Annotated in this window: 22 protein-coding genes; 8 read left to right on the forward strand and 14 right to left on the reverse strand. The window is 62.7% G+C overall.

What is annotated here, in order from left to right:
• Window position 1: 1 nt before the first annotated feature.
• From MFF62_RS03430 to MFF62_RS03455, 6 genes are read right to left on the reverse strand one after another with little or no spacing between them, the layout of a single operon-like run.
• Window positions 2-898, reverse strand: a complete 897-nt coding sequence (locus MFF62_RS03430) for a glycosyltransferase family 2 protein (protein ID WP_238259927.1) — start codon at window positions 896-898, stop codon at window positions 2-4.
• Window positions 879-2,231: an O-antigen polysaccharide polymerase Wzy gene (wzy, locus tag MFF62_RS03435; RefSeq protein ID WP_238259929.1), complete on the reverse strand. Its 1,353-nt coding sequence runs from the start codon at window positions 2,229-2,231 to the stop codon at window positions 879-881. Before wzy ends, MFF62_RS03430 begins: the two co-directional genes overlap by 20 nt.
• Window positions 2,224-3,459, reverse strand: coding sequence for an MATE family efflux transporter (locus MFF62_RS03440; protein WP_238259932.1), 1,236 nt, complete (start codon window positions 3,457-3,459; stop codon window positions 2,224-2,226). Before MFF62_RS03440 ends, wzy begins: the two co-directional genes overlap by 8 nt.
• Entirely contained in the window at window positions 3,450-4,274 is an 825-nt protein-coding gene (locus MFF62_RS03445; RefSeq protein ID WP_238259933.1) for a glycosyltransferase family 2 protein, read from the reverse strand. The genes MFF62_RS03440 and MFF62_RS03445 overlap by 10 nt, the downstream gene beginning before the upstream one ends.
• Window positions 4,271-5,431 (reverse strand): glycosyltransferase, encoded by a 1,161-nt coding sequence (locus MFF62_RS03450; RefSeq protein WP_238259935.1) that lies wholly within the window; start codon window positions 5,429-5,431, stop codon window positions 4,271-4,273. Before MFF62_RS03450 ends, MFF62_RS03445 begins: the two co-directional genes overlap by 4 nt.
• Window positions 5,432-5,435: 4 nt before the next feature.
• On the reverse strand, window positions 5,436-6,479 hold the full coding sequence (locus tag MFF62_RS03455) for a glycosyltransferase family 4 protein (RefSeq protein WP_238259937.1): 1,044 nt from the start codon (window positions 6,477-6,479) through the stop codon (window positions 5,436-5,438).
• Between the two features lie 183 nt (window positions 6,480-6,662).
• On the opposite strand from MFF62_RS03455, the gene MFF62_RS03460 reads away from it, so the two are divergent.
• Window positions 6,663-7,727, forward strand: coding sequence for an MraY family glycosyltransferase (locus MFF62_RS03460; protein ID WP_238259938.1), 1,065 nt, complete (start codon window positions 6,663-6,665; stop codon window positions 7,725-7,727).
• Here the strand turns inward: MFF62_RS03460 and MFF62_RS03465 are convergent.
• From MFF62_RS03465 to MFF62_RS03480, 4 genes are read right to left on the reverse strand one after another with little or no spacing between them, the layout of a single operon-like run.
• Window positions 7,724-8,770, reverse strand: coding sequence for a glycosyltransferase family 4 protein (locus tag MFF62_RS03465; RefSeq protein WP_238259941.1), 1,047 nt, complete (start codon window positions 8,768-8,770; stop codon window positions 7,724-7,726). The two genes, MFF62_RS03460 and MFF62_RS03465, sit on opposite strands and share 4 nt — an antisense overlap.
• A gap of 59 nt (window positions 8,771-8,829) precedes the next feature.
• On the reverse strand, window positions 8,830-10,071 hold the full coding sequence (locus MFF62_RS03470) for an oligosaccharide flippase family protein (protein ID WP_238259945.1): 1,242 nt from the start codon (window positions 10,069-10,071) through the stop codon (window positions 8,830-8,832).
• Window positions 10,056-11,189 carry a glycosyltransferase gene (locus tag MFF62_RS03475; RefSeq protein ID WP_238259946.1) on the reverse strand — a complete coding sequence of 378 codons (1,134 nt, stop codon included), beginning with the start codon at window positions 11,187-11,189 and terminating at the stop codon, window positions 10,056-10,058. The genes MFF62_RS03470 and MFF62_RS03475 overlap by 16 nt, the downstream gene beginning before the upstream one ends.
• A 32-nt stretch (window positions 11,190-11,221) precedes the next feature.
• On the reverse strand, window positions 11,222-12,538 hold the full coding sequence (locus tag MFF62_RS03480; protein ID WP_238259948.1) for a sugar transferase: 1,317 nt from the start codon (window positions 12,536-12,538) through the stop codon (window positions 11,222-11,224).
• Between the two features lie 420 nt (window positions 12,539-12,958).
• On the opposite strand from MFF62_RS03480, the gene MFF62_RS03485 reads away from it, so the two are divergent.
• The 4 genes from MFF62_RS03485 to MFF62_RS03500 all read left to right on the forward strand — a co-directional run bounded on the left by MFF62_RS03485 (window position 12,959) and on the right by MFF62_RS03500 (window position 17,640).
• Window positions 12,959-14,344 carry a phosphomannomutase/phosphoglucomutase gene (locus MFF62_RS03485; protein ID WP_238259957.1) on the forward strand — a complete coding sequence of 462 codons (1,386 nt, stop codon included), beginning with the start codon at window positions 12,959-12,961 and terminating at the stop codon, window positions 14,342-14,344.
• Window positions 14,325-15,416, forward strand: coding sequence for a lipopolysaccharide heptosyltransferase I (gene waaC / locus MFF62_RS03490; RefSeq protein ID WP_238259959.1), 1,092 nt, complete (start codon window positions 14,325-14,327; stop codon window positions 15,414-15,416). The genes MFF62_RS03485 and waaC overlap by 20 nt, the downstream gene beginning before the upstream one ends.
• Complete coding sequence (gene waaA, locus MFF62_RS03495; protein ID WP_238259961.1) at window positions 15,416-16,690, forward strand: lipid IV(A) 3-deoxy-D-manno-octulosonic acid transferase; 1,275 nt, start codon at window positions 15,416-15,418, stop codon at window positions 16,688-16,690. The genes waaC and waaA overlap by 1 nt, the downstream gene beginning before the upstream one ends.
• A gap of 161 nt (window positions 16,691-16,851) precedes the next feature.
• Window positions 16,852-17,640, forward strand: coding sequence for a DUF4377 domain-containing protein (locus MFF62_RS03500; RefSeq protein WP_404990605.1), 789 nt, complete (start codon window positions 16,852-16,854; stop codon window positions 17,638-17,640).
• Window positions 17,641-17,656: 16 nt separating this feature from the next.
• Here the strand turns inward: MFF62_RS03500 and MFF62_RS03505 are convergent, their stop codons facing one another.
• The 4 genes from MFF62_RS03505 to MFF62_RS03520 all read right to left on the reverse strand — a co-directional run bounded on the left by MFF62_RS03505 (window position 17,657) and on the right by MFF62_RS03520 (window position 21,374).
• Window positions 17,657-19,135: a TolC family outer membrane protein gene (locus MFF62_RS03505; protein WP_238259966.1), complete on the reverse strand. Its 1,479-nt coding sequence runs from the start codon at window positions 19,133-19,135 to the stop codon at window positions 17,657-17,659.
• Between the two features lie 196 nt (window positions 19,136-19,331).
• A complete protein-coding gene (locus MFF62_RS03510) occupies window positions 19,332-19,655 on the reverse strand; it encodes a rhodanese-like domain-containing protein (protein WP_238259968.1) in 324 nt (107 codons plus the stop codon).
• Window positions 19,656-19,668: 13 nt separating this feature from the next.
• On the reverse strand, window positions 19,669-20,322 hold the full coding sequence (locus tag MFF62_RS03515; RefSeq protein ID WP_238259970.1) for a protein-L-isoaspartate O-methyltransferase family protein: 654 nt from the start codon (window positions 20,320-20,322) through the stop codon (window positions 19,669-19,671).
• Between the two features lie 239 nt (window positions 20,323-20,561).
• On the reverse strand, window positions 20,562-21,374 hold the full coding sequence (locus MFF62_RS03520; RefSeq protein WP_238259972.1) for a TetR/AcrR family transcriptional regulator: 813 nt from the start codon (window positions 21,372-21,374) through the stop codon (window positions 20,562-20,564).
• Window positions 21,375-21,583: 209 nt separating this feature from the next.
• On the opposite strand from MFF62_RS03520, the gene MFF62_RS03525 reads away from it, so the two are divergent.
• The 3 genes from MFF62_RS03525 (at window position 21,584) to MFF62_RS03535 (ending at window position 23,423) form a co-directional block, all read left to right on the forward strand.
• A complete protein-coding gene (locus tag MFF62_RS03525; RefSeq protein WP_238259974.1) occupies window positions 21,584-21,871 on the forward strand; it encodes a YkgJ family cysteine cluster protein in 288 nt (95 codons plus the stop codon).
• A 23-nt stretch (window positions 21,872-21,894) separates the two neighbouring features.
• Window positions 21,895-22,461 (forward strand): DUF1439 domain-containing protein, encoded by a 567-nt coding sequence (locus MFF62_RS03530; protein WP_238259975.1) that lies wholly within the window; start codon window positions 21,895-21,897, stop codon window positions 22,459-22,461.
• 80 nt (window positions 22,462-22,541) lie between these two features.
• On the forward strand, window positions 22,542-23,423 hold the full coding sequence (locus tag MFF62_RS03535) for an undecaprenyl-diphosphate phosphatase (protein ID WP_238259977.1): 882 nt from the start codon (window positions 22,542-22,544) through the stop codon (window positions 23,421-23,423).
• The last annotated feature ends 20 nt before the right edge of the window (window positions 23,424-23,443 follow it).

A 23,443-nucleotide genomic window follows, 5' to 3' on the forward strand; every position in this document is an offset into this window, starting at 1 on the left:
GTCAGGTTCGCGCGGTGCTGTGCGCGATTGCTTTTCCCAACCGTAACAATACGGCGCCGACGCGGCCCGCTGTGTACCAGCCGAGCATCAACAGCGGCTTGCAGCGCGGGTCGGCGAGCTTCAACGCACGGCGATTTTTCAGCAGGAAGCGCGCAGTGTTATAGAGCGCGTAGCTCTCATAGGACAACCTCCCGCGTCCGCGAGCGCCCCCCGTCGCTCGGGAAGGTGGCAGGTTGATCTGCACTGCACGGGGTTCGTAGGAAATCCTTGTTCCACGTGCACGGCAACGCACGAGAAAGTCGGTCTCTTCGCGATAGCAGTTGCCGATGTAACCGGTATCAAAATCGATGGCCTGCGCGACTGCGGTGCGAATCAGGAATGACGCGTGGCACACCGGCACTTCAATGGGCTGCCGTGCCGCTGCTGCGAAATCGAACTGCAGTCGGCTGAGTCGCACGATGTCATCGGCACTGTTCGCGGCTTTGCGCCGATCCAGGACGGCAGCCTCGGTATCCTTGTCATCGCGCAGATAGAGGGCCGAAGCCCCTACGATGTCACTTGCGGTGTCTTCCGCAGTCTGCAACAGCACGCGCATGGCATCCGGACTCAGCAAGGAATCGTCGTCACCAAAGTACACGTATTCCGTTAGTGCCAAGGCCTTGCCTCGATTCTTCGAGGTTGTCTGCTTGCCGTTTACTTCATTGCGTAAATACGTGATCTGCGGGTGGCGTTGCATGAGTCGCTGGGCAACCTCCGGCGTATTGTCCGGGGAGCAGTCGTCCACGAGGATGAGTTGCGCAACTTCAGGCTGCAGATAGGACGGGATGGTCTCCGCCAACAAATGGGCGCGCTTGTAAGTCGGGACCACCACGGTCACCTTAGGCTGGCTGTCTGACATGGAACTTGGCGACCAAGTGGGCGATAAAGGCGACCGCTGCGGACTTGAACAGCGGCACGACAAAGAACAGTTGGCTCTCGCGCGGTATCAGCAGGAAGAAAGGCAATGTTGCGGCAAACACGAACAGCCCGAGTGGCGTGGCCTGGGCTAGCCTATAGAGGAGCCGCAGGGCGCCGCCAGTGAACACGCCTGCGACAAGTGGTCCGAATACAGGCGAGTAAAGCATCGCCTCGGCCACTGCAGAACCGCCCATCCCCTTTCCATTCAGGTACATGTTGCTGTCCACGATGAATGACATGCGGTGAGACAGATGCGCGGTTTGTCGTGCAAATTCCACCGTTTGTCCCACTGCCAGCTCCCCGAGAGCGTGGTGGTAGCCATCGACGAACAACGCAAATGTGGAGCGTAGGCCATCAACCACAGGTACGAACGAAGTCAGGTTCTTTAGCGTGGAAACGATGAAGATTAGACTGACACCCTGGCCATAGAAGAAGCCGAAGAGGGTTTCAAGCGGATCCGACGAAACGGCCGTGGAAACGGACATGCCGACGCGTACGCGACCGATCAGGTCGGCCGTGAGTGCCAGCGCAAACACCGCCAGGCCAGCCTTCCACCATGACACACGAATTCGTTGCGTGGTGACCAGCAGCCAGGTCAGGCCAATCATCTGGGCCATTGGAATACCGCGCGCGCCCTTGAGCATGTCGAGCAGGCAGAGCAGTAGGCCCAATGCACAGGCCGCAAGTGCCGGACGCAGGCGAGGGCGCGATGCCAGGTAGGCAAACACGCAAAACATCAGCCATCCGCCCAGCGCATACGGCACACCGCCCGGCCCACCGTACTTATAGAGGGCCAGGTAGTCGCCGGTACGCCATGTGTCGATGTTGATGCAGGCCCGGTAGATTGTGAACGGAAGGAGGACCATGCCTGCGCGGAGCGCAAAAGTGGCGAGGCTGTCGTCGCGACGCTGCTGCAGGTCACCGAGCCGGCCCGCCACCAGCACGATGCCGCAGAGGTACAGGCAGACGCCGGACAGCGCCTTCGACACCAGTGCTTCGTCCATCGGCCCAACCAGGAACCAGTCGCCATACCGGTAGTCGGCCCAGCCGAAGAAGTAGGTGATCAGAAAACGGCTCAGCAAAAACAGGGTCGTGGTGGTGCAGATCAGCAGGACTGGATTGAACCGGCTAGACGTGGCGTGGCTCGCGCGGTGCATGCACGCGAAGAACGTCAGGGCGGTCAGCGGTGCTTGCCAGTTGAGCGCGCCCACCGCAGCGCTGATCAGGTTGGCAATCGCCAGCACCAGTATTGCCAGTAACGACAGATTAGGCATCCCGGGTTCCAAGAAATAAAACAAATGCGACTATCAGCAGGACGAGATTGGCCACGGCATAGGCCACGGCAGCACCTGCCAGACCGGTCATGCCGGTCAGGATGTAGGTGGCCAGTACGAAACAGGCCGAAAACGTCAGTTCGAGCACCCAGGAAAAGCGAAGATTCCTCTGGTAGATGAAGAACGCTACAAGGGGCATGGCCAGCGCCTTGAACGCGTCGCCAAGCAATTCGATCCACAGCAGGGGAGCAATCCCGCCATACGTTTCTGAATACAGGAGATGAACTACCAGATCGGCGCCTCGCCACAGGATGGCGGCGCCGATGACGAAGCCGAGCGCAACCAGCAGCCCGTAGGCGGGCAGGCGGGCCTTCAGCGCCCGATGCGGCGTGCCGCTGCGGAATACCTCGGGCAGCAGCACGAAGCTGACAACGGCCTGAGCCATCGCGACGACGGCGTCCGAGATACGGAACATCCCCTGCCACAGGCCCGCGGCTTCAGGGCTCACCTGTGTCGCCACTAACTGGCGGACGGCAATGACGGAGGCTGTACCTACCACGGCGGGGGCCAGCGCGATAACCACATATGGTGCCAGCGCCCGGGCCGCCACCATGCCTTCGGGCAGTGATGCCTTGCTGGCATGCCAGCGGGTGCGCGTGAAGGCCGCCACAGCCAGCCAGATGACCAGCGTCGCGGCGAAGCCCGCGATCAGCGCGTAAACGGCACTCTGCACCGAGCCTGGCGTGACGAAGATCCAGTAGCTCAGCAGGACCGCAATGCCGGAGAGCGCCACCACCATGGCGTTCAGGCGCGAGCGACCCTGTGCCAGCACGCTTGACTGGATCTGCAATGCGAGGCCGGCGAGCAGCCCCAGAATCAGCGCCGCGAGTGGCGGCAATGCCGAGGCCCCGCCGACGATGTCAAGCTGCTGGAAGCCGGCATGCCAGATCGCGATGATCACGGGGACGCCCAGCGCGAACAGCATGCCGCCGGTCAGCCACTGGTCTCGTGCACGGGCTTCGTGCGACGGCGAGGACAGTCGCGCTACCAATCCTTGCGAGATGCCGCCGTTCGAAAACGTCGTGTAAAGGGTGGCAAGACTAAACACGTTACCCCACGCGCCGAATGCAACGGGGCCCAACTGCGTGGATAGGATCTTGTTGGCGGCCAGGCCGCAGAGCAACTTCAGGAGAACGCCCAGTCCAGAGATCAGCGCATTCAATGCCATGGAGGCGACGCCAAAGTCTGTTGGGGGCTCAAGAAACGGCCGAGCAGCCGCGAAGTCATGGCGGTGAACAGGTAGCTGGTCAGGAAAAATGCCGAGGTTACCTTGCCGAAGCCTTCCATCGTCCGCATGATGAACCAGACGGAATGCGCGGAGCGGAACTTGTTCGACGAGAACGATCGCTTGCGCACGCGATACCAGGCGAGTGTCTTCGGCAGGCGCGCTCCGCGCAGGCCGCCCTTGATCAGGATGGCCCACGCGGCGAAATCCTCGGCGACATGGCCGGGTGGCATGGCCGGGAAGACGCCATTGCCGGCAATCCTGCGCTTGAGCATCACAGCCAGGCAGCCGATACCGCGGCGGGCATTATGCGAAAACAGTGTCAGGCGATTTGGGCCGCATATCTTCGATAATGGGCGGCCGCTCCCATCCTCGAACGGAATATAATCGTGGTAGCTAAAATCAAGATTCTGGTCGCGCATAAACCGAACCTGCTGCTCGAGTTTGCGCGCATCCCAAATGTCATCGGCATCGAGAAACGCGACGAATTCTCCGGTTGCGGCGGAAATACCGATATTGCGCGCGCGGGCGGGACCATATGCAACGGGATTTGTGATAATCCTGATGCGTGCATCGGACGAGGCAAGACCGGCAAGCACGGCTGCCGTCTCGCCATTGGAGCCATCGTCGACCAGAATCCATTCAAAATCGGTCAGACTTTGCTGCAGAATCGAGCTGGCGGTGGCGCCAATATACTTCCCGTCGTTATGGACGGGAGTAACGACGCTAACAAGTCTTTTCTCGCTCGATGTGGTCATTGTGCACGGAGTAGCAGTTCGAAGCGCCTAGTCTGCGATGCCTGCGAGTATAAGGCATCGAATGCTGCGGATGCAGCATGTCGAAGTGGCAGGAGATCTGGCGTTTGTAAAATTCTGTGAAGTGTGCTGGCCATCTGCGCGGCATTATCCACGACGGAGATTGCCTGCCGATATTGCACGTCGGCGAGCGCGGCCTCGTAGCCAACCGCGGCGTTCGGCATGCAGATCACGGGCAGTCCGAAGGACAGCGCCTCCGCAACCTTGGTTTTCATTCCGCTGCCCCAACTGACCGGTGCCAGGTAGGTCGTGGCCGCAGCGAAGGTCGCGGACATCAATGCCGGGGAAGGGCTGTCGACGACAGTGAGCCAAGGATAAGGCGCGGCCATCTCGGCGGCACGCGCGCCGGCCACGATGAACTCCGCTTGTACGTCGGACCGTGCCTGGAACAGTCGCGCTACTTCGGCAAAGTCGCGTAGTGCGGTCTGATTCGGTTCGAAGCCGAAGTGGGCCGTAAAAAGTACTTTCGGCGCCCGCGTCAGAACGTTGCTAGCCGGCAACTCGGGTTCGCCACGGTTCAGGGAAATGGGCAATATACCCGTGCACGCTGGCGTCCCATAGTGGCTACCAAACAGCGTGCGATCCGCTTCGGTGATGAAGGTCATGAAGTCGGCCAGGCGTCCTGGTGCCTCGGCGCGGCGAATAAGCCATGTATCCAAGGCATTACTTACCTGCCGTAACACATTTCCTTCCTGGTGCTGCCGCTTCAATTCCGCTTCTACATTGTCGCTGAGAATGCCATATGTCTTACCGGGCATCTGGCGCCGCATGGCCGCCATTAGCCGGCCGCAGCGGGAGTTGTGAAAAAGCACCACGTCCGCAGTCCGCGCATGGCCGGCCAGTGTCGCGCGGTGGGTCGCCAGATAGGTGGGGCAAAGGCGAACACGCGCAGCAATATCCCTTACCGTGTTCTTTTCCAGATAAACCCGCTCGCAGTTTTCGGGAAACGCGAACATTTCCCCATTGCCCATCTCCTTGCTGATCACCGTCAGCTGGCGCACGCCGCGAGCAGCACAGAGCGCCTGCGCCAGCGAGCGCAGGTAGAGGCCACCCCCAGACAGTTCCTGGAGCCCATTTGGTGAAATCAGCAGAACCTTCACGGATTCAAGAATGTGGTAGTTGTGCGCGGATCTGGTCGCAGAAACGCTCAATTGAAAAGGAGGTCTCGATAAACGAGTGCATGGCGGCGGGGTCGCATAGGCACCGCAGGCGCTCAAAAATCGAACGCGCCTGTCTGAAAAATTCGGCTGGGTCTGTCGGCAATTCGCAGACCCACGGCACGCCTTGCCTGAGGAAAACGTCGCAGGCGCCCACGCGCGTACCAAGCACGCTCACGCCGGAGGCCAATGCCTCGAGCGTGACCAGTTCGAAACCCTCGAACAGCGAAGGGAATACCATCACGTCGATCTGGTCATAGAACGTCCCCATCTGGTCCGGTGCGAGGCCGGGAACGATGGTGACGCCTGGCAGGTCACGCAGCACGGGGGGCACTTCGCTCGTTGTGGCGATCATCAGGCGGATGTCCTGCTGCGTACCAACCCATTGCGCGATGTCGATCAGGTAGGGCATTCCCTTGCCATACTCAAGGCGGCCCGCGAAACCCAGTCGCACCACGTTGCCGACGAACTTCTGCTGAGGGCAAAACAGCGATGCATCGATGCCGTTATGCGCCACGGCACATTTGTTCTCGGGAACGGCATGCAGACCCACGCACAGGTCGCGGACGGCCTCGGAGACGCAGACAACGCGCCGGGCGCAGTGCATGGTCATGGCCTCCAGCCCGGCCAGCATGCGCATCCCCAGGAAGCGATTGCCTGATCCGGCGAGCGCCCGAATATACCCCGCCGCGGAGCCGTGCACGATTACCGCTTCGGAGGGGTAGAACGGCGTGTAGGACGAGTTGGAAATGGTTTGGAACTTGCGGCCCGATAATCGCCGCGCCCAAAGCCACAGCGATGCGGCTATTGGAAACAAAAACTGTGTGAGCCGCTTGCCCCACAAAAACTGTGGTAAAACCTTGGTCTCGTCGACCAGCGTAACCTGGGCGCCGTGGTGGATCAGATCATCCTGCAACAACTGCACGACGCGCTCGACCCCGCCAGTATTTTTTACCCCGTTACGCGATACAAGAAAAATAGGCAAGAGCATGGATGATACCGATGCGGCGCATGTGCTTTTGCACAACGCTTGGGGGCAGGCCCCACTATCGGAGCAGCATTATGTGAAGTTTAATACCGGCTACTGTCGCACCGGCCTGTGACGGAAGCCGACGCACATTCTACGCGATCGCCGCTCGTCCCCCCGGCTGCCGATACTGACTCCTGAGTTTTCATGTTCGAATTTTTCTGGCTTCCTGCGATTTCGGCCATGCTGAGTGCCGGCGCAGTGTTGATCCTGCGTCCGTTGGCAACGCGCGGCGGTCTGCTGGACCACCCCGGCGGTCGGAAGCGACACGAGGGCTCCACCCCCCTGGTCGGTGGTATCGCCATCCTCATTGCGCTATGGATCTCCAGTGCAATGTTCGTGCGCGGCTATGGCCAGTACACGCCCTTATACATCGGTCTTACCTTGCTGGCGGTGGTGGGCATGTTTGACGATCTCAACGGCATTTCGCCGCTGAGCAAGCTCGCATTCCAGTTTTTTGCCGCGATACTGATGACGTCATGGGCCGAGGTCTATCTGCATTCGCTGGGTGATCTGCTTTACAAGCGTGACGTGATCCTCTATGCGTGGGGCATTCCGCTGACACTGCTGGCTACTCTGTCGGTAGTCAATGCCCTCAATATGACCGACGGAATGGACGGCCTGGCGGGCGGTCTGTCATTCATCGTCTTCGGATGGTTTGCCTGGCTGGCGAACGATATTGGCAACCCTGGTGCCTTCCGGATCTGCCTGCTGATGTGCGGCGGGATCGCCGGATTTCTGCTGTTCAACATGCCAACCCCGCTGCGCAAGCGGCTCGTGTTCCTCGGCGATGCGGGCAGTTTGTTACTAGGTTACGGGATCAGCTGGTTCGCAGTGGAACTCTCGCAAAAAGAGTACAACCCCGGCGGGCATGTTCCGCCTGCCGTCATGCTTTGGGTAGTCGGCTTGATTCTGATCGACTTGCTGGCCGTGGTAATAAGGCGGGCGGTGCAGGGCAAGAATCCGCTGTCGGCAGATCGCACGCATCTTCACCACCTGCTGCTGCGCATGGGTTTCAGCACCAAGCAGACCGTCTGGTGCCTCCTCGTGGGCAATCTGCTGCTCGGTCTGGCAGGCGTGGTCGCATGGAAGATGGGCGTACCGGAGTCCATCATGTTCGCCGCATTCCTGATGCTGACGGGCATACACCTTCTGGTGATGCAGCGCGCCTGGGTTGTTATTCGCTGGGTCCGCCGGATCCGATCGCACTAAATTCCAGCGGGGTGCTCATCCACCGACAGGATGTCGCAAAAAAGCGCTTCCCATTGATCAACGATCCGGGCCAGGGCGTAGTCCTGCGCCGTCGATCGGCCGGCCGTGGCTAGCGCCTGCTGGAGATTCACATCTCCAATTACCTTCAACAGTCCATGTGCCAGGGCGTCGGGGGAATCGACGGCCACGGTGACGGCATTTACACCGTCACGCAAAAGCGATTTCGGGCCTGTTTCGCATGCTGTAGAGACGACGGGTAACCCGTAAGCCATCGCTTCGATCAGCACGAGGCCAAATCCTTCATAGCGTGAGCTGAGGCAAAAGATGCTGGCGTTCCGGTACATGGTCTCGACATCCTGGCGGGCGCCCGACAAGCTGATGCCGGTGTCGATTCCCATTGCTGTGACTTGCGCTTCCAGCGCGTGACGTTCCGGACCTTCGCCAACGATTTGCAGCTGCCAGCCTGGCGCACGGACCGTGACTATGCGCCAGGCTTCGAGCAACACATCAAAACCCTTGGCCGGGACCAGCCGCCCAACGGCTAGAACGGTACGCGAGGTGCGCAAGGCAGGATCGGCTGGTAACGAGAACGGCAAGGGATTGGGGATAACGCGCAAGTCGAAATGGTGCGTTATGGCCCGCGCCCATAGTTCACCATCCGTGCTCGTCAGCACCACAATCGCAGCAGCGCTCCGCGCAGCCATGCGGCGTGCGATCCTGCGGGCTGGTTTGCCAAGATCCTCGTTGAAATGACAGTGCTCCCACGCGATGCGTCGCACCATGGTGCCGGCAAGTGCCGGAAGCGTAAACCAAGTCAGCATGGGATCGACTTCTATTAGTACGTCGATCCCATGCTTCACGGCGTGACGACGTATGCCCCGCACAATCGTCAGGTAGTGGCGTTTGAAGGAGGGGCGCGCCTCGAAGAGTGCCTGGTGCGTGACGTCCTTATTGAGAGCGAAGCAGGAGTGCACATCGAAGAGGCTGAGAATGTGGACGCAATATCCACGTTCCGCCAGCGCGTTGGCCAGCACGGCGGTCATTCGTTCGGCGCCAGCGAAGGCATTCATGGTGCCTGTAAGCAGGCAAATGGTAGGCCGGTTCATAAGGTGTGAAGCGTTCGTGCGCGTACCCACATGCAAATGCCCGCCAGCACGGCCAACGTGCTGGATACAGCGTACCCCAAGATCGCGCCGCGGGCTCCAAGTTCGGGGATGGCGATGAGGTCGACAATGACCGTCGCAGCGCACGCGATGCCCCATTTGATGACAATCCAGCGCGGTCTGCGCAGATATGCAGCCAGTATGGTGAACCCCACGTCGGCAAACACGAGCGGAGATACGAGAATGGCCAGGCGCAGGAGGGCGATGGCGTCTGTGAAGGCCGACCCATACAGTAATTCGACAATCCAAGGCGCAAGCATTGCCAAGGTCGTGGCACCGGCCAGGCCCATGGCAAACAAAAACGCTGCGAGCTTAAGCACGCTGCGTATCGCGGCGGCGGCATCCGATTTCCCGTACACATACAACGGCGCGATGCCACTGGCAAGGATGGTGGCCAGCGTCGAGAAGTTATCGGTGATCTGAACTGTAGCCGCATACGCGGCAAACTCGGACGCACCGACATGCGCATGAAGGATAAGCTGGTCGATGCGTCGAGCACCCATCATCAATATGAAACTGACCCAAAACAGCGCGCCGTCGTGCAACAGGCTTCGGGTCAATTCCGGATCGAGCTGCGTGCGAAACCGGGGCATATGCTGCCGGTAGAGCAGGCATAGCAGTGCGGCTGCAACGATTGCCTCCAGCAGGAAGGCCGCCGCATAAGGTTCGGTGGCGCGTTGGCCGCAGGACGCCAACCCGACCACAATGCCCACTTTCAAGGCAAGGGCCACAACGTTGATGCACACGCCCGGGCGGGTTTGGGTGCGCGATTGCATCCACGCCACCACGACGCCGAAGGGTTCGCGCAACAGGATCGAACCTCCCAGGATGAGTGCTGGCCACCAGTTGCGGGGTGGCTGGTCCGTGGCCATAAGGAAGGCGACAACCAGAAGGTAGCCGGCCAGCGCAGCCAGGATGCGTAGCCGGAAGACATGAGCAAGAAGTCGATGCTGGCTGGCCCTGTCCGCCAGCGCTACGAGGCGAGGTATGACAACCTCGCCACCGCAAATTAGCGCCACCGAGGAGCCGAGGAACACAAGTGATTGCGCATACTGAAAAGCAGCAAAACCGTCGGTTCCCAGCGTACGCGCCAGGATAGCGACCACCGCAATGCCGGCCACCACCTGCGTGCCCCGGTCCAGCAACATCCATGCAACGTTGCCCGCTATGCGTCGGCGCATGGATGTGCGTGGCCGGCTTGATTGTGAGCCGCACCGGTGATCTGGCCATAAAGCTCGAGCCAGCGATCTGCGGCAGCAGCGATACCAAAATGCTTGATGATCCGTGCACGCCCGATCTGACGTTGTGCTGATGCTCGGTCTTCCGTCGTCAAGGACCGGTGCATCGCATGGGCGAGCGCATCCGCATCATCGAGCGGCACGATCGTGCCCAGTTCTCCTAGCAGTTCGGCCACCCCTGGGGCTGCGGTCGAGACCACGGGGCACTCGCAAGCCAGGGCCTCGGCAAGCACCAGCGGCATGCCCTCGACACGTGAGGATAGTGCGAAGAGGTCTGCGGCGTTCAGTAGGGCAGGAATGTCGTGTCGCGTCCCCAGTAGTTGCACGGAGTCCTGCAGTCCATGGTGTGCAATGCGTGATGCCAGGGCCTGCCGTTGCGGGCCGTCACCGGCGATGAGCAGGCGCGTCGGAACGGAGCGATCCAAGCGTTGGAAAGCGTCGACCAATGCTACTTGAGCTTTTTCCGCGGCCAGGCGTCCTATGTTGATGATCACCCGCGTGCCGCTTTCGATGCCAAGTTGCGCTCGCGTCTGATCTCGAAGCATACCGTCTGGCTGGAATTTGACGGTATCGATGCCGTTGTACATGACGCGCACCCGGTCGCGGGTTACCGCGTGCGCGCGAACCATCTCTTCAAGACTGGTTTCGCTTACCTGCGTGGTTAGCGCACACCAATGGTTGGTGAGGCGATACAGGGTCATGCGCAGCTTTCCGCCTTCTGAGAAGCTGTGTGCAGCACAGATCAATGGTGGCAAGCCGGTGAATCGCGCCAGCACACGTGCAAAGACGTTGGCATGGAACATGTGGGAGTTCACTATGTCCGGTTGCCACTTGCGTGCGAAATCATGTGCAATGACAAGTGTCCGTGCCATTGAAAGCGGTGTCTTTCGCATGTCCAGCATGAGCCGCTCGACGGCATCGGGCATCGGAACTTCGCAATCCGGCGTCAGACTGATCAGGGCTACCCGATGCCCCCTTTCAAGAAACTCCCTCGCCAATGCCGAGACCTGTTGCTCGGCACCACCCATGCGGAGGCCGGTGGTTACGAACAGGATGCGCATCGGCCGGTCGGCACTGGCAAGGACAGGCGGGTTCAACGTGCACCGTATCCGGTAAGGAGCGTCCGCAAGGTCTTGATCGCTATCAGGAAATCGAGTGCGAACGAGCAATGTTTGACGTAATAAAGGTCATAGCTCAACTTCGTGACGGTTTCTGCATGGGTTCCGACATAGCCCTGCTGCACCTGCGCCCAACCAGAAAGCCCGGGGCGTACGAGGTGCCGATAGGGATAGTAGGGGATGCTGTGCGAAAACTGCTCGACCATGGGCACTTGTTCCGGGCGCGGACCGATCAGGCTCATGTCACCGATCAGGACGTTCCAGAGCTGCGGGATCTCGTCCAGCCGATACTTGCGGATGACGCGGCCAACCCGTGTGACACGTGGGTCTGCCTTTGCCGCGAACTGCGCGGGGGCATCGGCTTCCGTTGTCATGCTGCGGAACTTCAGCATTACGAACGTCCGGCCAAACAGCCCCACACGTGCTTGTCGGAAGACCGCCGGGCCGCTGGACTCCAGTCGGACCGCCAAGGCAACGAAGACGCTCAGCGGCAGCGCGATCGGAGCCAGGCAGAGTACGGCAACAATGTCGAGAAGCCTCTTGAAGAATCCGTAGAAGTAGTGCTTGGCGTAGTCGTCAAGAAAATTCTCGTCGATATGTGCCAAGCCCACCCGGCCGGTCAGCATTTCGCCAATGCGTTCCACAGAGTACAGACGGACGTGTGTCAGTTTCAGTTGCGACAGCTTGCGGGTACGCTCGGGATCGGCTGTGGCGTTGCGATCGACCATCAGGGCGTCGCACCCGGTGGCCTCCTTGAGAGAGTGGATCTCTTCAAGTCGATGCGGGCTGGGTGCCGCGGCGCCAGGCATCGCAAGAATGGTCTCCAGCTGTGCAAGTGCGGCAGGGTCGGAATATCCGAACACCGGCACGTAGTTGCGGACGAACAGCCGGTAACCGAACCACGCCCATGTCAGCGTGCCGAAATAGCACAGCACCAGTGCGACACGCGAGTATTCGAGGCGGAGAATGGCAAAGGCGAGCAACAGTCCGATGAAGGACAGCGTCGCGGAAAGCCCGACCAGGCTATTCCCTTCGGCGGCCGGCAGGTGAAGGGATCTCAGCGTCAGCGCGAAGGCGCACAGATAGGCTGCGCAAGACCAGACCAGTGTGCGCGTAAACAGATTCGTGACCAAGCCCGTGTGACGCAACGCTTCGGCCGCAAAAATTGAAAGGCCAAGTAGAAGCAGGCCGAGCAATGCCCATCCAACCATTCGGCTTGCGCGGCGGACAATTTCCGATCCGCGGGCTCGTACGGCCGGGGCAGAGCGAGGAATACTATTTGTTTTCGTCATTCGCGATTCTTGCCTGAGGTCCAACCCACCGAGGTCGCCACCACCAAGGATTTACAAAGATTTTCAATCTGCAACCAAATTGCTGCGGACTCGTGTTCGGCGAGAGCAGCCGGTATGATTGCGAATATTGGGGTGGCTAAGGACGCACAATCGGATGTGGGCTGATTTGCGGTTGGATACACATGGCGTTGTATTCGCTCGCTGGTTTGCATTTTGCTTTAACAGCGCACGATTATAACTGCGGCCCTTGGCAACTTTGCGATATGTGCGGGCAGATGAACGTAAGCGAAGCCTGAAAATTCGCAACTATCGGTGGCGAAGACCGTCAACCCGTCGGTCGCCCTGCGGCACAATGCTGACCTGAAGGAACCGTCCTGCCCGCGTTCTTCGCACGATGACCCCTCAATCAACGGAACACTTATGCAAATTGATCCCTCGATCTTCAAGGCCTATGACATTCGCGGCATCGTCGGCAAGACGCTGACGCCGGAAGTGGCCCGTCACATCGGCCTGTCGTTCGGCTCGGCCGCCGTCGAACTGGGCGAGAAAGCCGTGGTCGTGGGCCGCGACGGTCGCCTGTCGGGTCCCGATCTGCTGGGTGGGCTGGTCGAAGGCCTGCGCGCTGCCGGCCTCGATGTGATCGATCTCGGCATGGTTGCCACGCCGATGGTGTATTTCGGTACCAATATCGAGCTGGACGGCCGCCGCGCCACGTCCGGCATCATGGTCACCGGCAGCCATAATCCGCCCGACTACAACGGTTTCAAGATGGTGCTTGGCGGCAAGGCCATCTATGGCGACCAGATCCAGGCGCTGCGCCAGCGGATCGACGCCGGCAACTACACCAAGGGTGGCGGCAGCTACAAGCTCGTTGACGTCCGTCAACAGTATCTTGACCGCATCACCAGCGACGTGAAGCTGGCCCGTCCGATGAAGATTGCGCTCGATGCCGGCAACGGCGTGGCTGGCGCGTTCGTCGGCGACCTGTTCCGTGGCCTGGGCTGCGAGGTGGTCGAGCTGTTCTGCGACGTGGATGGCCATTTCCCGAACCACCACCCGGACCCCGCGCACGTCGAGAACCTGCAGGACCTGATGAAGTGCCTGCGCGAGACCGATTGCGAGTTGGGCCTGGCCTTCGACGGCGACGGCGACCGCCTGGGCGTGGTCACCAAGGATGGGCAGGTCATCTTCCCGGACCGCCAGCTGATGCTGTTTGCCGAGGAAATCCTGTCGCGCAACCCTGGCCAGCAGGTCATCTACGACGTGAAGTGCACGGGCAAGCTGGCGCCGTGGATTCGTGAGCACGGCGGCGAGCCGCTGATGTGGAAGACCGGCCATTCGTTGGTCAAGGCCAAGCTCAAGGAAACGGGCGCGCCGATCGCCGGCGAAATGAGCGGTCACGTGTTCTTCAAGGACCGCTGGTACGGCTTCGACGACGGGCTGTACACCGGTGCGCGCCTGCTCGAAATCCTGTCGCGCCACGCCGATCCGAGCGCCGTGCTGAATGCGCTGCCGAACTCCAACTGCACGCCCGAGTTGCAACTGAAGGTGGCCGAGGGCGAGGCGTTCACGCTGCTCGACAAGATCCGCGCCAATGCCAAGTTCGAAGGGGCGAAGGAAGTGATCACCATCGACGGCGTGCGCGTTGAATATCCCGACGGCTTTGGTCTGGCCCGGCCGTCGAACACCACGCCGGTGGTCGTGATGCGCTTCGAGGCCGATAGCGATGCCGCGCTGGCACGCATCCAGGCCGAGTTCAAGCGCGTGATCCTGGCGGAAAAGCCGGATGCAAAGCTCCCGTTCTGAAACCGTGCAGCCGTCTGCCGTGACGCCGCCGCTGCCGCAGGCGGCGACGACGTCGTTCGCGCTGCCGGCGCGGCCGCGCATCCTGATCGTCAAGGTGTCGTCGCTGGGCGATGTGGTGCACAACATGCCCCTGGTGCATGACCTGCGCGCACGCTGGCCCGATGCCGAGATCGACTGGGTGGTGGAAGAAGGCTACGTCGACCTGGTCAAGCTGCTGCCCGACGTGCGCCGCGTGATTCCGTTCGCGCTGCGGCGCTGGCGCAAGCGTTTCTGGCAGGCGGATACCTGGGCCGAGGTGGGCGCGCTGCGAGCCGCCATCCGCGCCCAGTCCTACGATGCCGTGCTGGAAACGCAGGGCCTGCTGAAGACCGCCATCGTGGCGCGCACGGCGGCGCGTGCCGCCGATGCGCCCGTGATCGGGCTCGGCAATGCCACGCAGGGCTCGGGCTACGAGCCCGCCGCGCGCCTGTTCTATACGCTGCCGGTCAAGGTGCCGCGCCAGACCCACTCGGTGCGGCGTTCGCGCCTGCTCGGCGCCGCGCTGACGGGCGAGACGCCGCCGGAACCGCCGCGTTTCTTCGGGCCTGCCGCCAATCGCCTGCACGTGGACGATCCGCTTTGGTCGGGCTTGCCTGAACGCTTTGCGGTGTGTTTCCACGCCACGGCCGGCGCGAAGAAGCGCTGGCCCGTATCGCACTGGCATGCGCTGGGCCGCAAGCTGCACGATGAGGGCCTGACGGTGCTGCTGCCGTGGGGTAGCGAATCGGAACGGCGCGATGCCGAGGCACTGGCCGCCGGCATGCCCGGTGCGCAGGTGCTGCCGCGCTTCTCGGTGATGCAGGGCTTTGGCCTGATCAACCGCGCCGAGGTGGTGATTGGCGTGGATACGGGGCTCGTCCACATCGCGGCGGCGTTGTGCCGCCCGACCGTCGAGATCTATACCGCCACGTGGCGCTGGAAGACCGAGGGCTACTGGTCAGACCGCATTGCCAACGTGGGCGACGACGGCATCGTGCCGGACGTCGACGAAGTCTATGCCGCCGCCCGGCGCGTGCGCGGGGTTCCTGCCTGATGCTTCGAATCGTTTATACCCTGCTGTGGCTGCTGATCCTGCCACTGGCGTTGCTGCGCCTGTGCTGGCGGTCGCGCAAGGAACCTGGCTACATCCAGCATGTAGGCGAGCGTCTTGGACGATACGAAGACATCCCGGCGGATGGCCCATGGCTCTGGGTGCATGCGGTATCGGTGGGCGAAACACGCGCCGCACAGCCGCTGATCGATGACCTGCTGGCTGCCTATCCGCAGCACCGCCTGCTGCTGACGCATATGACGCCGACCGGCCGCCAGACCGGCGCGCAGCTCTACGGCAGCAACCCGCGCGTGCAGCAGTGCTATCTGCCTTATGACGTGCCCTACATGGTGCGTCGTTTCCTGTCGCACTTCCGGCCCGATGCCGGGATGATCATGGAAACGGAAGTCTGGCCGAACCTGGTGCACGTGACGCGGCGCGCGGGCGTGCCGCTGTTCCTGGTCAATGCGCGGCTGTCGCCTCGCAGCTACCGGCGCACCGCCCGGTTTGGCAAGGCTGCGGCGTCGCTGTACAACGACTTCACGATGGTGCTGGCCCAGACGGCTGGCGATGCCGAGCGCTATCGCGCGCTGGGTGTGAAGTCGGTGCAGATCACGGGCAACCTCAAGTTCGACATGCAGCCGCCGGAGGCGGGCATGGCGCGTGGGCAGCTACTGCGACGCGCGTTTGGCGGGCGACAGGTGCTGGCGGCCGCCAGCACGCGCGAGGGCGAGGAGCCACTGATCCTGGAAGCGTTCTCGCGCTGGCCTGGCGCGACGCGTCCCGCGCTGCTGCTCGTGCCCCGGCATCCACAGCGGTTCGACGAGGTCGCGGCCATGGCCATGCGCTCCGGCTTCACGGTGCAGCGCCGCAGCGCGCTCGATATCGAGCAGATGACGGCGCCGATCACGGCCGACATCGTGCTTGGCGATTCGATGGGCGAGATGGCGATGTACTACGCGGCGTCGGACATGTCCTATATCGGCGGTAGCCTGATCCCGCTGGGTGGCCAGAACCTGATCGAAGCATGCGCAGTAGGTACCCCGGTGCTGATGGGTCTGCATACGTTCAACTTTGCCCAGGCGACGGAAGATGCCATTGCAGCCGGTGCCTGCCTGCGGGTGGCCAATGCCGACGAACTGATGGCCGCCGCCGCCGGCGTACTCGACGATGCCGGCCGGCTGGCCGAGATGTGCGCCAATGCGCTGACCTTCGCCGGCCTGCATCGCGGTGCGACGGCCCGTACACTCGGCGCGCTCGCGCCAGTGTTGCGCTGACATACAAACCGACTTCTGACGTCTAGACTGGTGCGGTAGTGGTCTTCGCGCCGCTTCGCGCTCTGACGCGCGCGGGCGGCGGCGGGCCAACGATGACGCTTCCCAAGAAGCCAGGAGCCACCATGCCGAGTCGTCCGTTCCTGCGTGCAGTTGCCACCCTGATGGCCTGTGCCGCAGTATCCGTCCTATCCGCCTGCGCCACCGGTCCGATGCCCGACAATCCTTCCGCCAGCACCAGCCTGAACGAAACGCGCTCCAGCGGCCCCAGCCGCTGGGAGCTGGTGCGCTGGCAGCGTGCCGACGGCACGTTGCGCGATATTCCCCATGGCGACAATGGTGAGCCCATCGTCTTCAACTTCAGCGATGGCATCGATTCGTCGCAGGGCACCGTCAGCGGCACCAGTGGCTGCAATCGCTTCACGGGTGGCTATGGCAAGACCAGTACGGGCATCCAGTTCGATCGCGTGGCCGGCACACGCATGGCATGCCCGGGCACGCGCATGGAAGTGGAATCGGCGCTGCTGAAGGCGATGCAGTCGCCGTTCACGACGGTCGGCACGCAGCCGTCCGCAGGCTCCACGGGCCGCCAGATCATCTGGAAGACCGCCGATGGGGACTTGCTGCAGTTTGTGGAACGTGAAGGCGTGGGCCGGCGTGGCGACAAGGTCGATCCCGCAACGGGCGCGGCACCGGGCCGCGAGAAGATCGTCTATATCGATTCCCAGCGCGTGGAATGCTCGGGCGTCGGCAAGATGCAGTGCTACCGCTGGCGCGAATCGTCCGATGGCCCGTGGCAGCTCTGGTACGGGCCCATCGAGGGCCTCGATTTCGAGTCGGGGGTCAGCTACAAGCTGCGCGTGCGCGAATACCAGGTGCCCAACCCGCCGGCCGATGCCTCGGCCATCCGCTGGCAGTTGCTGGAAGTGGTGGAGCGGCGCCGCCCGAGCTGACCTGTGATGGGTGCGTCTACGAGCGCGGCGTGGCGCCCGTCGCCATGCTTTCGCGGCGACCGGTGCCGCGTGTGGGAGACGGTGCGGGGGCCGCGCCAAGGCGGGCCTTCGGCGGCAGCTTGTACAGTGCGCCCGGCATCAGCGTCAGCAGCGTATTGATCTGCACGACGTCGCTCTCGGACAGCGTTCCGGTGGACGCCTTCAGTCGCATGCCATTCATGATGGTGTCATAGCGGGCCTTGGACAGGTCGCGGCGCGTGGAGAACAGTTGCGCCTCGGCGTTCAGGACGTCGATATTGATTCGCACGCCCACCTCGTAGCCAAGCTGATTCGATTCCACGGCGCTTTGCGCGGAGCGTTCGGCGGCTTCCAGCGCCTTGACCTGGGCCAGGCCGTTGAACACGCCCGAATAGGTCTGCCGCGCCTGCTGCGCGGCGGTGCGCCGGGCGTACTCGAGATCGCTGGCAGCCTTGTCGGCCAGCGCCAGGGTCTCGCGCACGCGCGACTGGATCTGGCCACCCGAGAAGATTGGAATATTGAGCTGCACGCCAACCACGCCGGAGTTGTACCGGCTGCCCACGTTGCTGAGCTGCGTGGCGGTGCCCTGCGCGTTGGTGTAGCCATACGATGCCACCAGGTCCACCGACGGCAGATGGCCGGCCTTGGCCTTGTTGGTCTCGCGCTGGGCCGTTTCCAGGTTGTAGTTGGCCAGGCTGACCTGCGGATTGGTCTGTTCGGCCTGCGACGCCCAGGCGTTCACGTCGGCGGGCAGCGGACCCGGAATCTGTGCCTCGGAGCGCAAGCCCATCAGTTCGTCCACAGGCTTGCCGGTGATCTGCTGCAACGTGGCGCGCGTCACTTCGAGCGCGCTCTGCGCCGCGATCTCGGTCGACGTGGCCAGGTCATAGCGGGCCTGCGCGTCGTTGGCATCGGTAATCGTGGCGGTGCCCACCTCGAAGTTGCGCTTGGCCTGTTCGAGCTGCTCGCCGATGGCCTTCTTCTGCGCGCCGGCCAGGTAGAGATTGTCCTGCGCGGACAGCACGTCGAAGTAGGCTTGCGATGCCCGCGTGATCAGGTCCAGTTGCGCTTGCTGGAACGAGACCTCGCCGGCCATCGCCGCAAGTTCGCCCTGCTTGTAGGTTTCCCAGCGATCCCAGCGGAACAGCGGTTGCGTCAGCTGCAAGGCCCAGGTGTTGGCGTTGAAGTAGCGCGTGACGTCCACCGGCGAGCTGTAGTCGGCCATGGTCCGCTGGGCGCCGGCCGTGCCTGCCACTTGCGGCAGCAGGCCCGCGCGACCCTGCGGCAGCTTCTCGCGCGTGGCCAGCAGTTGCGAGCGGGCGCTGGCGAACTGGGCGTCATTGGATTGCGCGTCGCGATACACCTGGAGCAGGTCCGCGGCCAGCGCGGACGGCATGTGCAGCCAGGCGAGCACGGCAGCCGCGAGCACCAGGGGTTTCCTGGCCGCAATGGGCACGGCGGAAAGCGCAAAACTCATGACATCTCCAGCTCGGCCAGCGGCGGACGCGGCCAACGATCGGGTTAGTTGCGACGGGTGGTACTGCCAGGACGAGAACTGCGGATGCTGCGGGGTGCTTCGGGTACGTCAGGTGCTGCGGATGCCGTGCGCTGCGGCTGCGGGGCGGCCCCGGCACTAGCGCTTGCCGGAACCGCTGCCGCATCAATGCATCAACTCAATACTGGGGAACGGACGGGTCGACCTGGGTGGACCAGGCGTGAATGCCGCCGGTCAGGTTCCAGACCTTGGCATAGCCCTGGCGCGCCAGGAAGTTGGCCACCTGCATGCTGCGTGCGCCGTGATGGCAGATGCAGACAATTTCGGCGTCTTCGTCGATGTCGTTCAGACGGGCCGGAATCTGGCCCATCGGGATATGCGTGATGCCGGGCATCGCGGCCGTGCGGACCTCCAGGTCCTCGCGCACGTCCAGCAGTACCGGCTTGGCGCGGCTGGCGTCGGCCAGCCACTGCGCCAGTTCGGGGGCGGTAATCACCTGCATGGTCAACTCCAGATCAGAACTTGAAGCGCGACGGCTGCACCGCGCCTTGCAACGGCTTGACCAGCGTCTCGAAAACGTTCACCACCTGGTATTCGGTTTCCGAAATGCGCGTGATGATGCGTGCTTCCATGACCGGCGCATCGCCGACGATGGCGGCGATACGGCCACCCACCTTGATCTGCGACAGGATCGACTGCGGCAGCTCGGGCACCGATGCCGAGATGCAGATCACGTCGTACGGGGCGGCCGCGGCCCAGCCTTCGGCGCCATTGCCTTCGGCGACTTCCACGTTGGTCACGCCGGCATTGGCCAGGTTCTGGCGGGCCAGTGCCACCAGTTCGGGGCGGATCTCGACGGTCACCACATGGCGGCCACGGTTGGCCAGCAGGGCGGCCATGTAGCCGGAGCCGGCGCCGATTTCCAGCACGTTTTCATGCTTGCGCACGTTCAGGTCCTGCAGCAGGCGGGCTTCCACGCGCGGCGGCATCATGTTCTCGCCGCCCGGCAGCGGAATCTCCATGTCGACGAAGGCCAGCGCGGAGTGGGCCTGCGGCACGAACTGCTCACGCTTGACCACGGCGAGCAGGTCCAGGATTTCCTGGTCCAGCACGTCCCACGGGCGGATTTGCTGTTCGATCATGTTGAATCGGGCTTTTTCGAGATCCATGTTGCCTTTCCTTCAGATGCTTGCAGGGTTGCGGCGTCGGTCGGGGGTGTTCGCCCCGCCGTCGGCGCGGTTGTGTCGGATGATGCGGGTCTGCCACGTCCCGGCTGGGCTTGCCGCCGCCGCACGCCGGGATGTTGCACAAAAGCCCGCTATTTTACCCCCGCGAACCGCGCTGGCATGTTTACAAACGGTTAGCGTTGCGCCGAGGCACGCAGGCCGGCGCATGGTGCGGATTGCTGTCATGTCCGGGAGGGCTGGGCATCGTCTCGGGCCGGTGTGTCGTCCTGCCTGGCGGCACGCTCGGCCAGCAGTTCGTCACGGATCCGCTCCCAGACATAGGGGCCTTGCGGCGCCGGCAGTGGCGTGTCGCGCGCCACACCCGTGGTCAGGCCAAACAGCAGCACCTGCAGCAACTGGTCGACAAACGCGTCCGGATCGATGGCCGGCACGTTGACCTGGCTGAAGGCGCTGCGCCAGAGCATCAGGAACACCAGCGGCGCGCAAAACAGCGTGGTTGTAGGGTTGGCGGGCGCCTGGCGGAATTCTCCGCGGACCACGCCACGCGCCAGCACGCGGGCAAACAGTTCGTCACCCGGCCCCATGACTTCGTCCTGGTAGAACTGGGCGATATCCGGGAAATTGCCCGATTCCGCGATGATCAGCTTGGTCAGGCCGGCCACGGGCGTGGAGCCGATCAGGCCCCACCATCCCAGCAGCAGTTCGCGCAGCAGCTCCGGGGTGGAGCCCTCGAAGGTATCGACGAGATCGGTGCCCTTGGTCAGCGCCGGCACCATGTTCTCGCGCACCACGGTCTTGAACAGCTCTTCCTTGTTCGCGAAATACAGGTAGACGGTGCCTTTTGACACGCCGGCCGCAGCAGCCACGTCTTCCAGCCGCGTCGCCGCGTAGCCGCGCTCGACAAACAGCGTCAGCGCGGCGGCCACCAGCTCCTGCGGGCGGGCGGCCTTGCGCCGGCTCCAGCGGCGGGTGTCAGTTTCTTTCTTGGGCAGGGCAGGGGTCACGGACGGGCGGATAGCGAAGGCTGGCGGCATGCCTTCCATCGTTAATAACTTGTCGGTCAGTAATGTAGAGGACCGGTGTTGTCGGGTCAAGCCGCGTGCGACGAACGGCACAAGTGGCTAATGATACCCATGTTGCCGTTTGTTGCAGGTCCGGCGAAACGGGTCGGGCACAATAACGGCCTGGCAACGCATCTCACGTTGCATTCTTGATTGTCGGCATCTGCCGCTGAACCTTCACCGTGTCTAGCAAGTCTGAACCCACCTGCCGCGCTGGTTGCGGCGCCTGTTGCATCGCGCCGTCCATTACTTCGCCCTTGCCCGGCATGCCCGACGGCAAGCCGGCCGGGCAGCGGTGTGCGCAATTGTTGCCGGACATGCGCTGCGCGGTGTTCGGGCGGCCAGAGCGGCCGGGGTTTTGCGGCGGGCTTCGTCCATCGGCCGAGATGTGCGGCGATTCCCGCGAGTCCGCCATGATCTGGCTGACGCGGCTGGAGCAGGCGACCGCACCGGCCGCCATGGCGCCATGACGATACTGTTTGAGGGAGGACGCATGATTGCGATGACACGCCGGCGCTGGCTGGCCGCCGCCGGCATGGCCGGACTGGCCGCCACGGGCTGGCTGGCAGGCTGCAGCGTATTCCGCAGCGAATACACGTTTTCTCAAAGCCAGCTTCAGGACGCGCTGGCCCGGAAATTCCCGTTCAACAAGCGCTACATGGAGTTGTTCGACATCCAGCTGGCCAATCCGCAACTGGCGCTCGATTCCGCGCGCAACCGCGTGCTGGTGACTTTCGATGCCACGGTCGACAACCGCCTGTTCTTCCGCCAGCCGTTGACCGGACGCTTCGCGCTGGACAGCGCATTGCGCTATGACGCACCGAGCCATTCGCTAGTGCTGCAAGACCCGGAGGTGAAGCAGTTCGACGTACAGGGGCTGCCCGGCCAGTTCGCGCGCCAGTTGAATGCGTTGGGCGGTATCCTCTCGGAGCAGCTGCTGCAGGACTATCCGCTCTATACGTTCAAGCCGGAGCAACTAAGGCTGGCCGGCACCAGCGTGGAGCCCGGTACAATCACGGTCCTGCCTGACGGTATCAACGTCAAGATTAATCGGCCGTAAATCCATAGCAACAATAATGCGATGCCTTCGGGCATTACTGGCGGATCCACCGCCATTTGCGCCAACTTTTTTGAGTCCATATGGATATCGCACTCGCCCTCAAGGCCGTCATTCTCGGCATCGTCGAAGGTCTGACGGAGTTTCTTCCCATTTCCAGCACCGGGCACCTGATCCTGGCCGGGCAACTACTGGATTTCAATGACGAGAAGGGCAAGATCTTCGAAATCGTGATCCAGTTCGGCGCGATCCTGGCGGTCTGCTGGGAATTCCGCCGCCGCATCGGCGCGGCGGTGAGCGGCCTGGCCTCGGACCCGAAGCAGCAACGCTTTGCCATCAACGTGATCATCGCCACGCTGCCCGCCATCGTGCTGGCCCTGGTGTTCGGCAAATGGATCAAGGCCCACCTCTTCAACCCGATCACGGTCGCCCTGGCATTCATCATCGGCGGCGTCGTGATCCTGTGGGCGGAATGGCGCGAGGCGCGCCGCGGTACCGTGTCGCACCCCCAAGGCAATGCGCTGCTGGAAGCCGCCAAGGCTGGTGCCCCGCGTATCGAATCCATCGACGACCTGACCTGGCGCGATGCCCTGAAGGTTGGTATCGCCCAGTGCTGCGCGCTGGTGCCGGGCACCTCGCGCTCGGGGGCGACGATTATCGGCGGGATGGTTTTCGGCCTGTCGCGCCAGGTGGCCACGGAGTTCTCGTTCTTCCTGGCCATCCCCGTGATTTTCGGCGCGACGGTCTATGAACTGTACAAGGCCAGGGCGCTGCTGTCGGCCGACGATATCGGCATCTTCGCCATCGGCTTCGTCTTCGCGTTCCTGTCGGCGTTCCTGTGCGTCCGCTGGCTGCTGCGCTTCGTGGCCACGCACGACTTCAAGCCATTTGCGTGGTACCGGATCGCCTTCGGGATTATCGTGCTGGTCACGGCGTGGACGGGGATGGTGTCCTGGCACGCGTAAGCTGTCATTGGCAGCATGAA

It is taken from the genome of Cupriavidus pauculus, from assembly GCF_022179805.1.
Lineage (GTDB): Bacteria > Pseudomonadota > Gammaproteobacteria > Burkholderiales > Burkholderiaceae > Cupriavidus > Cupriavidus pauculus_E.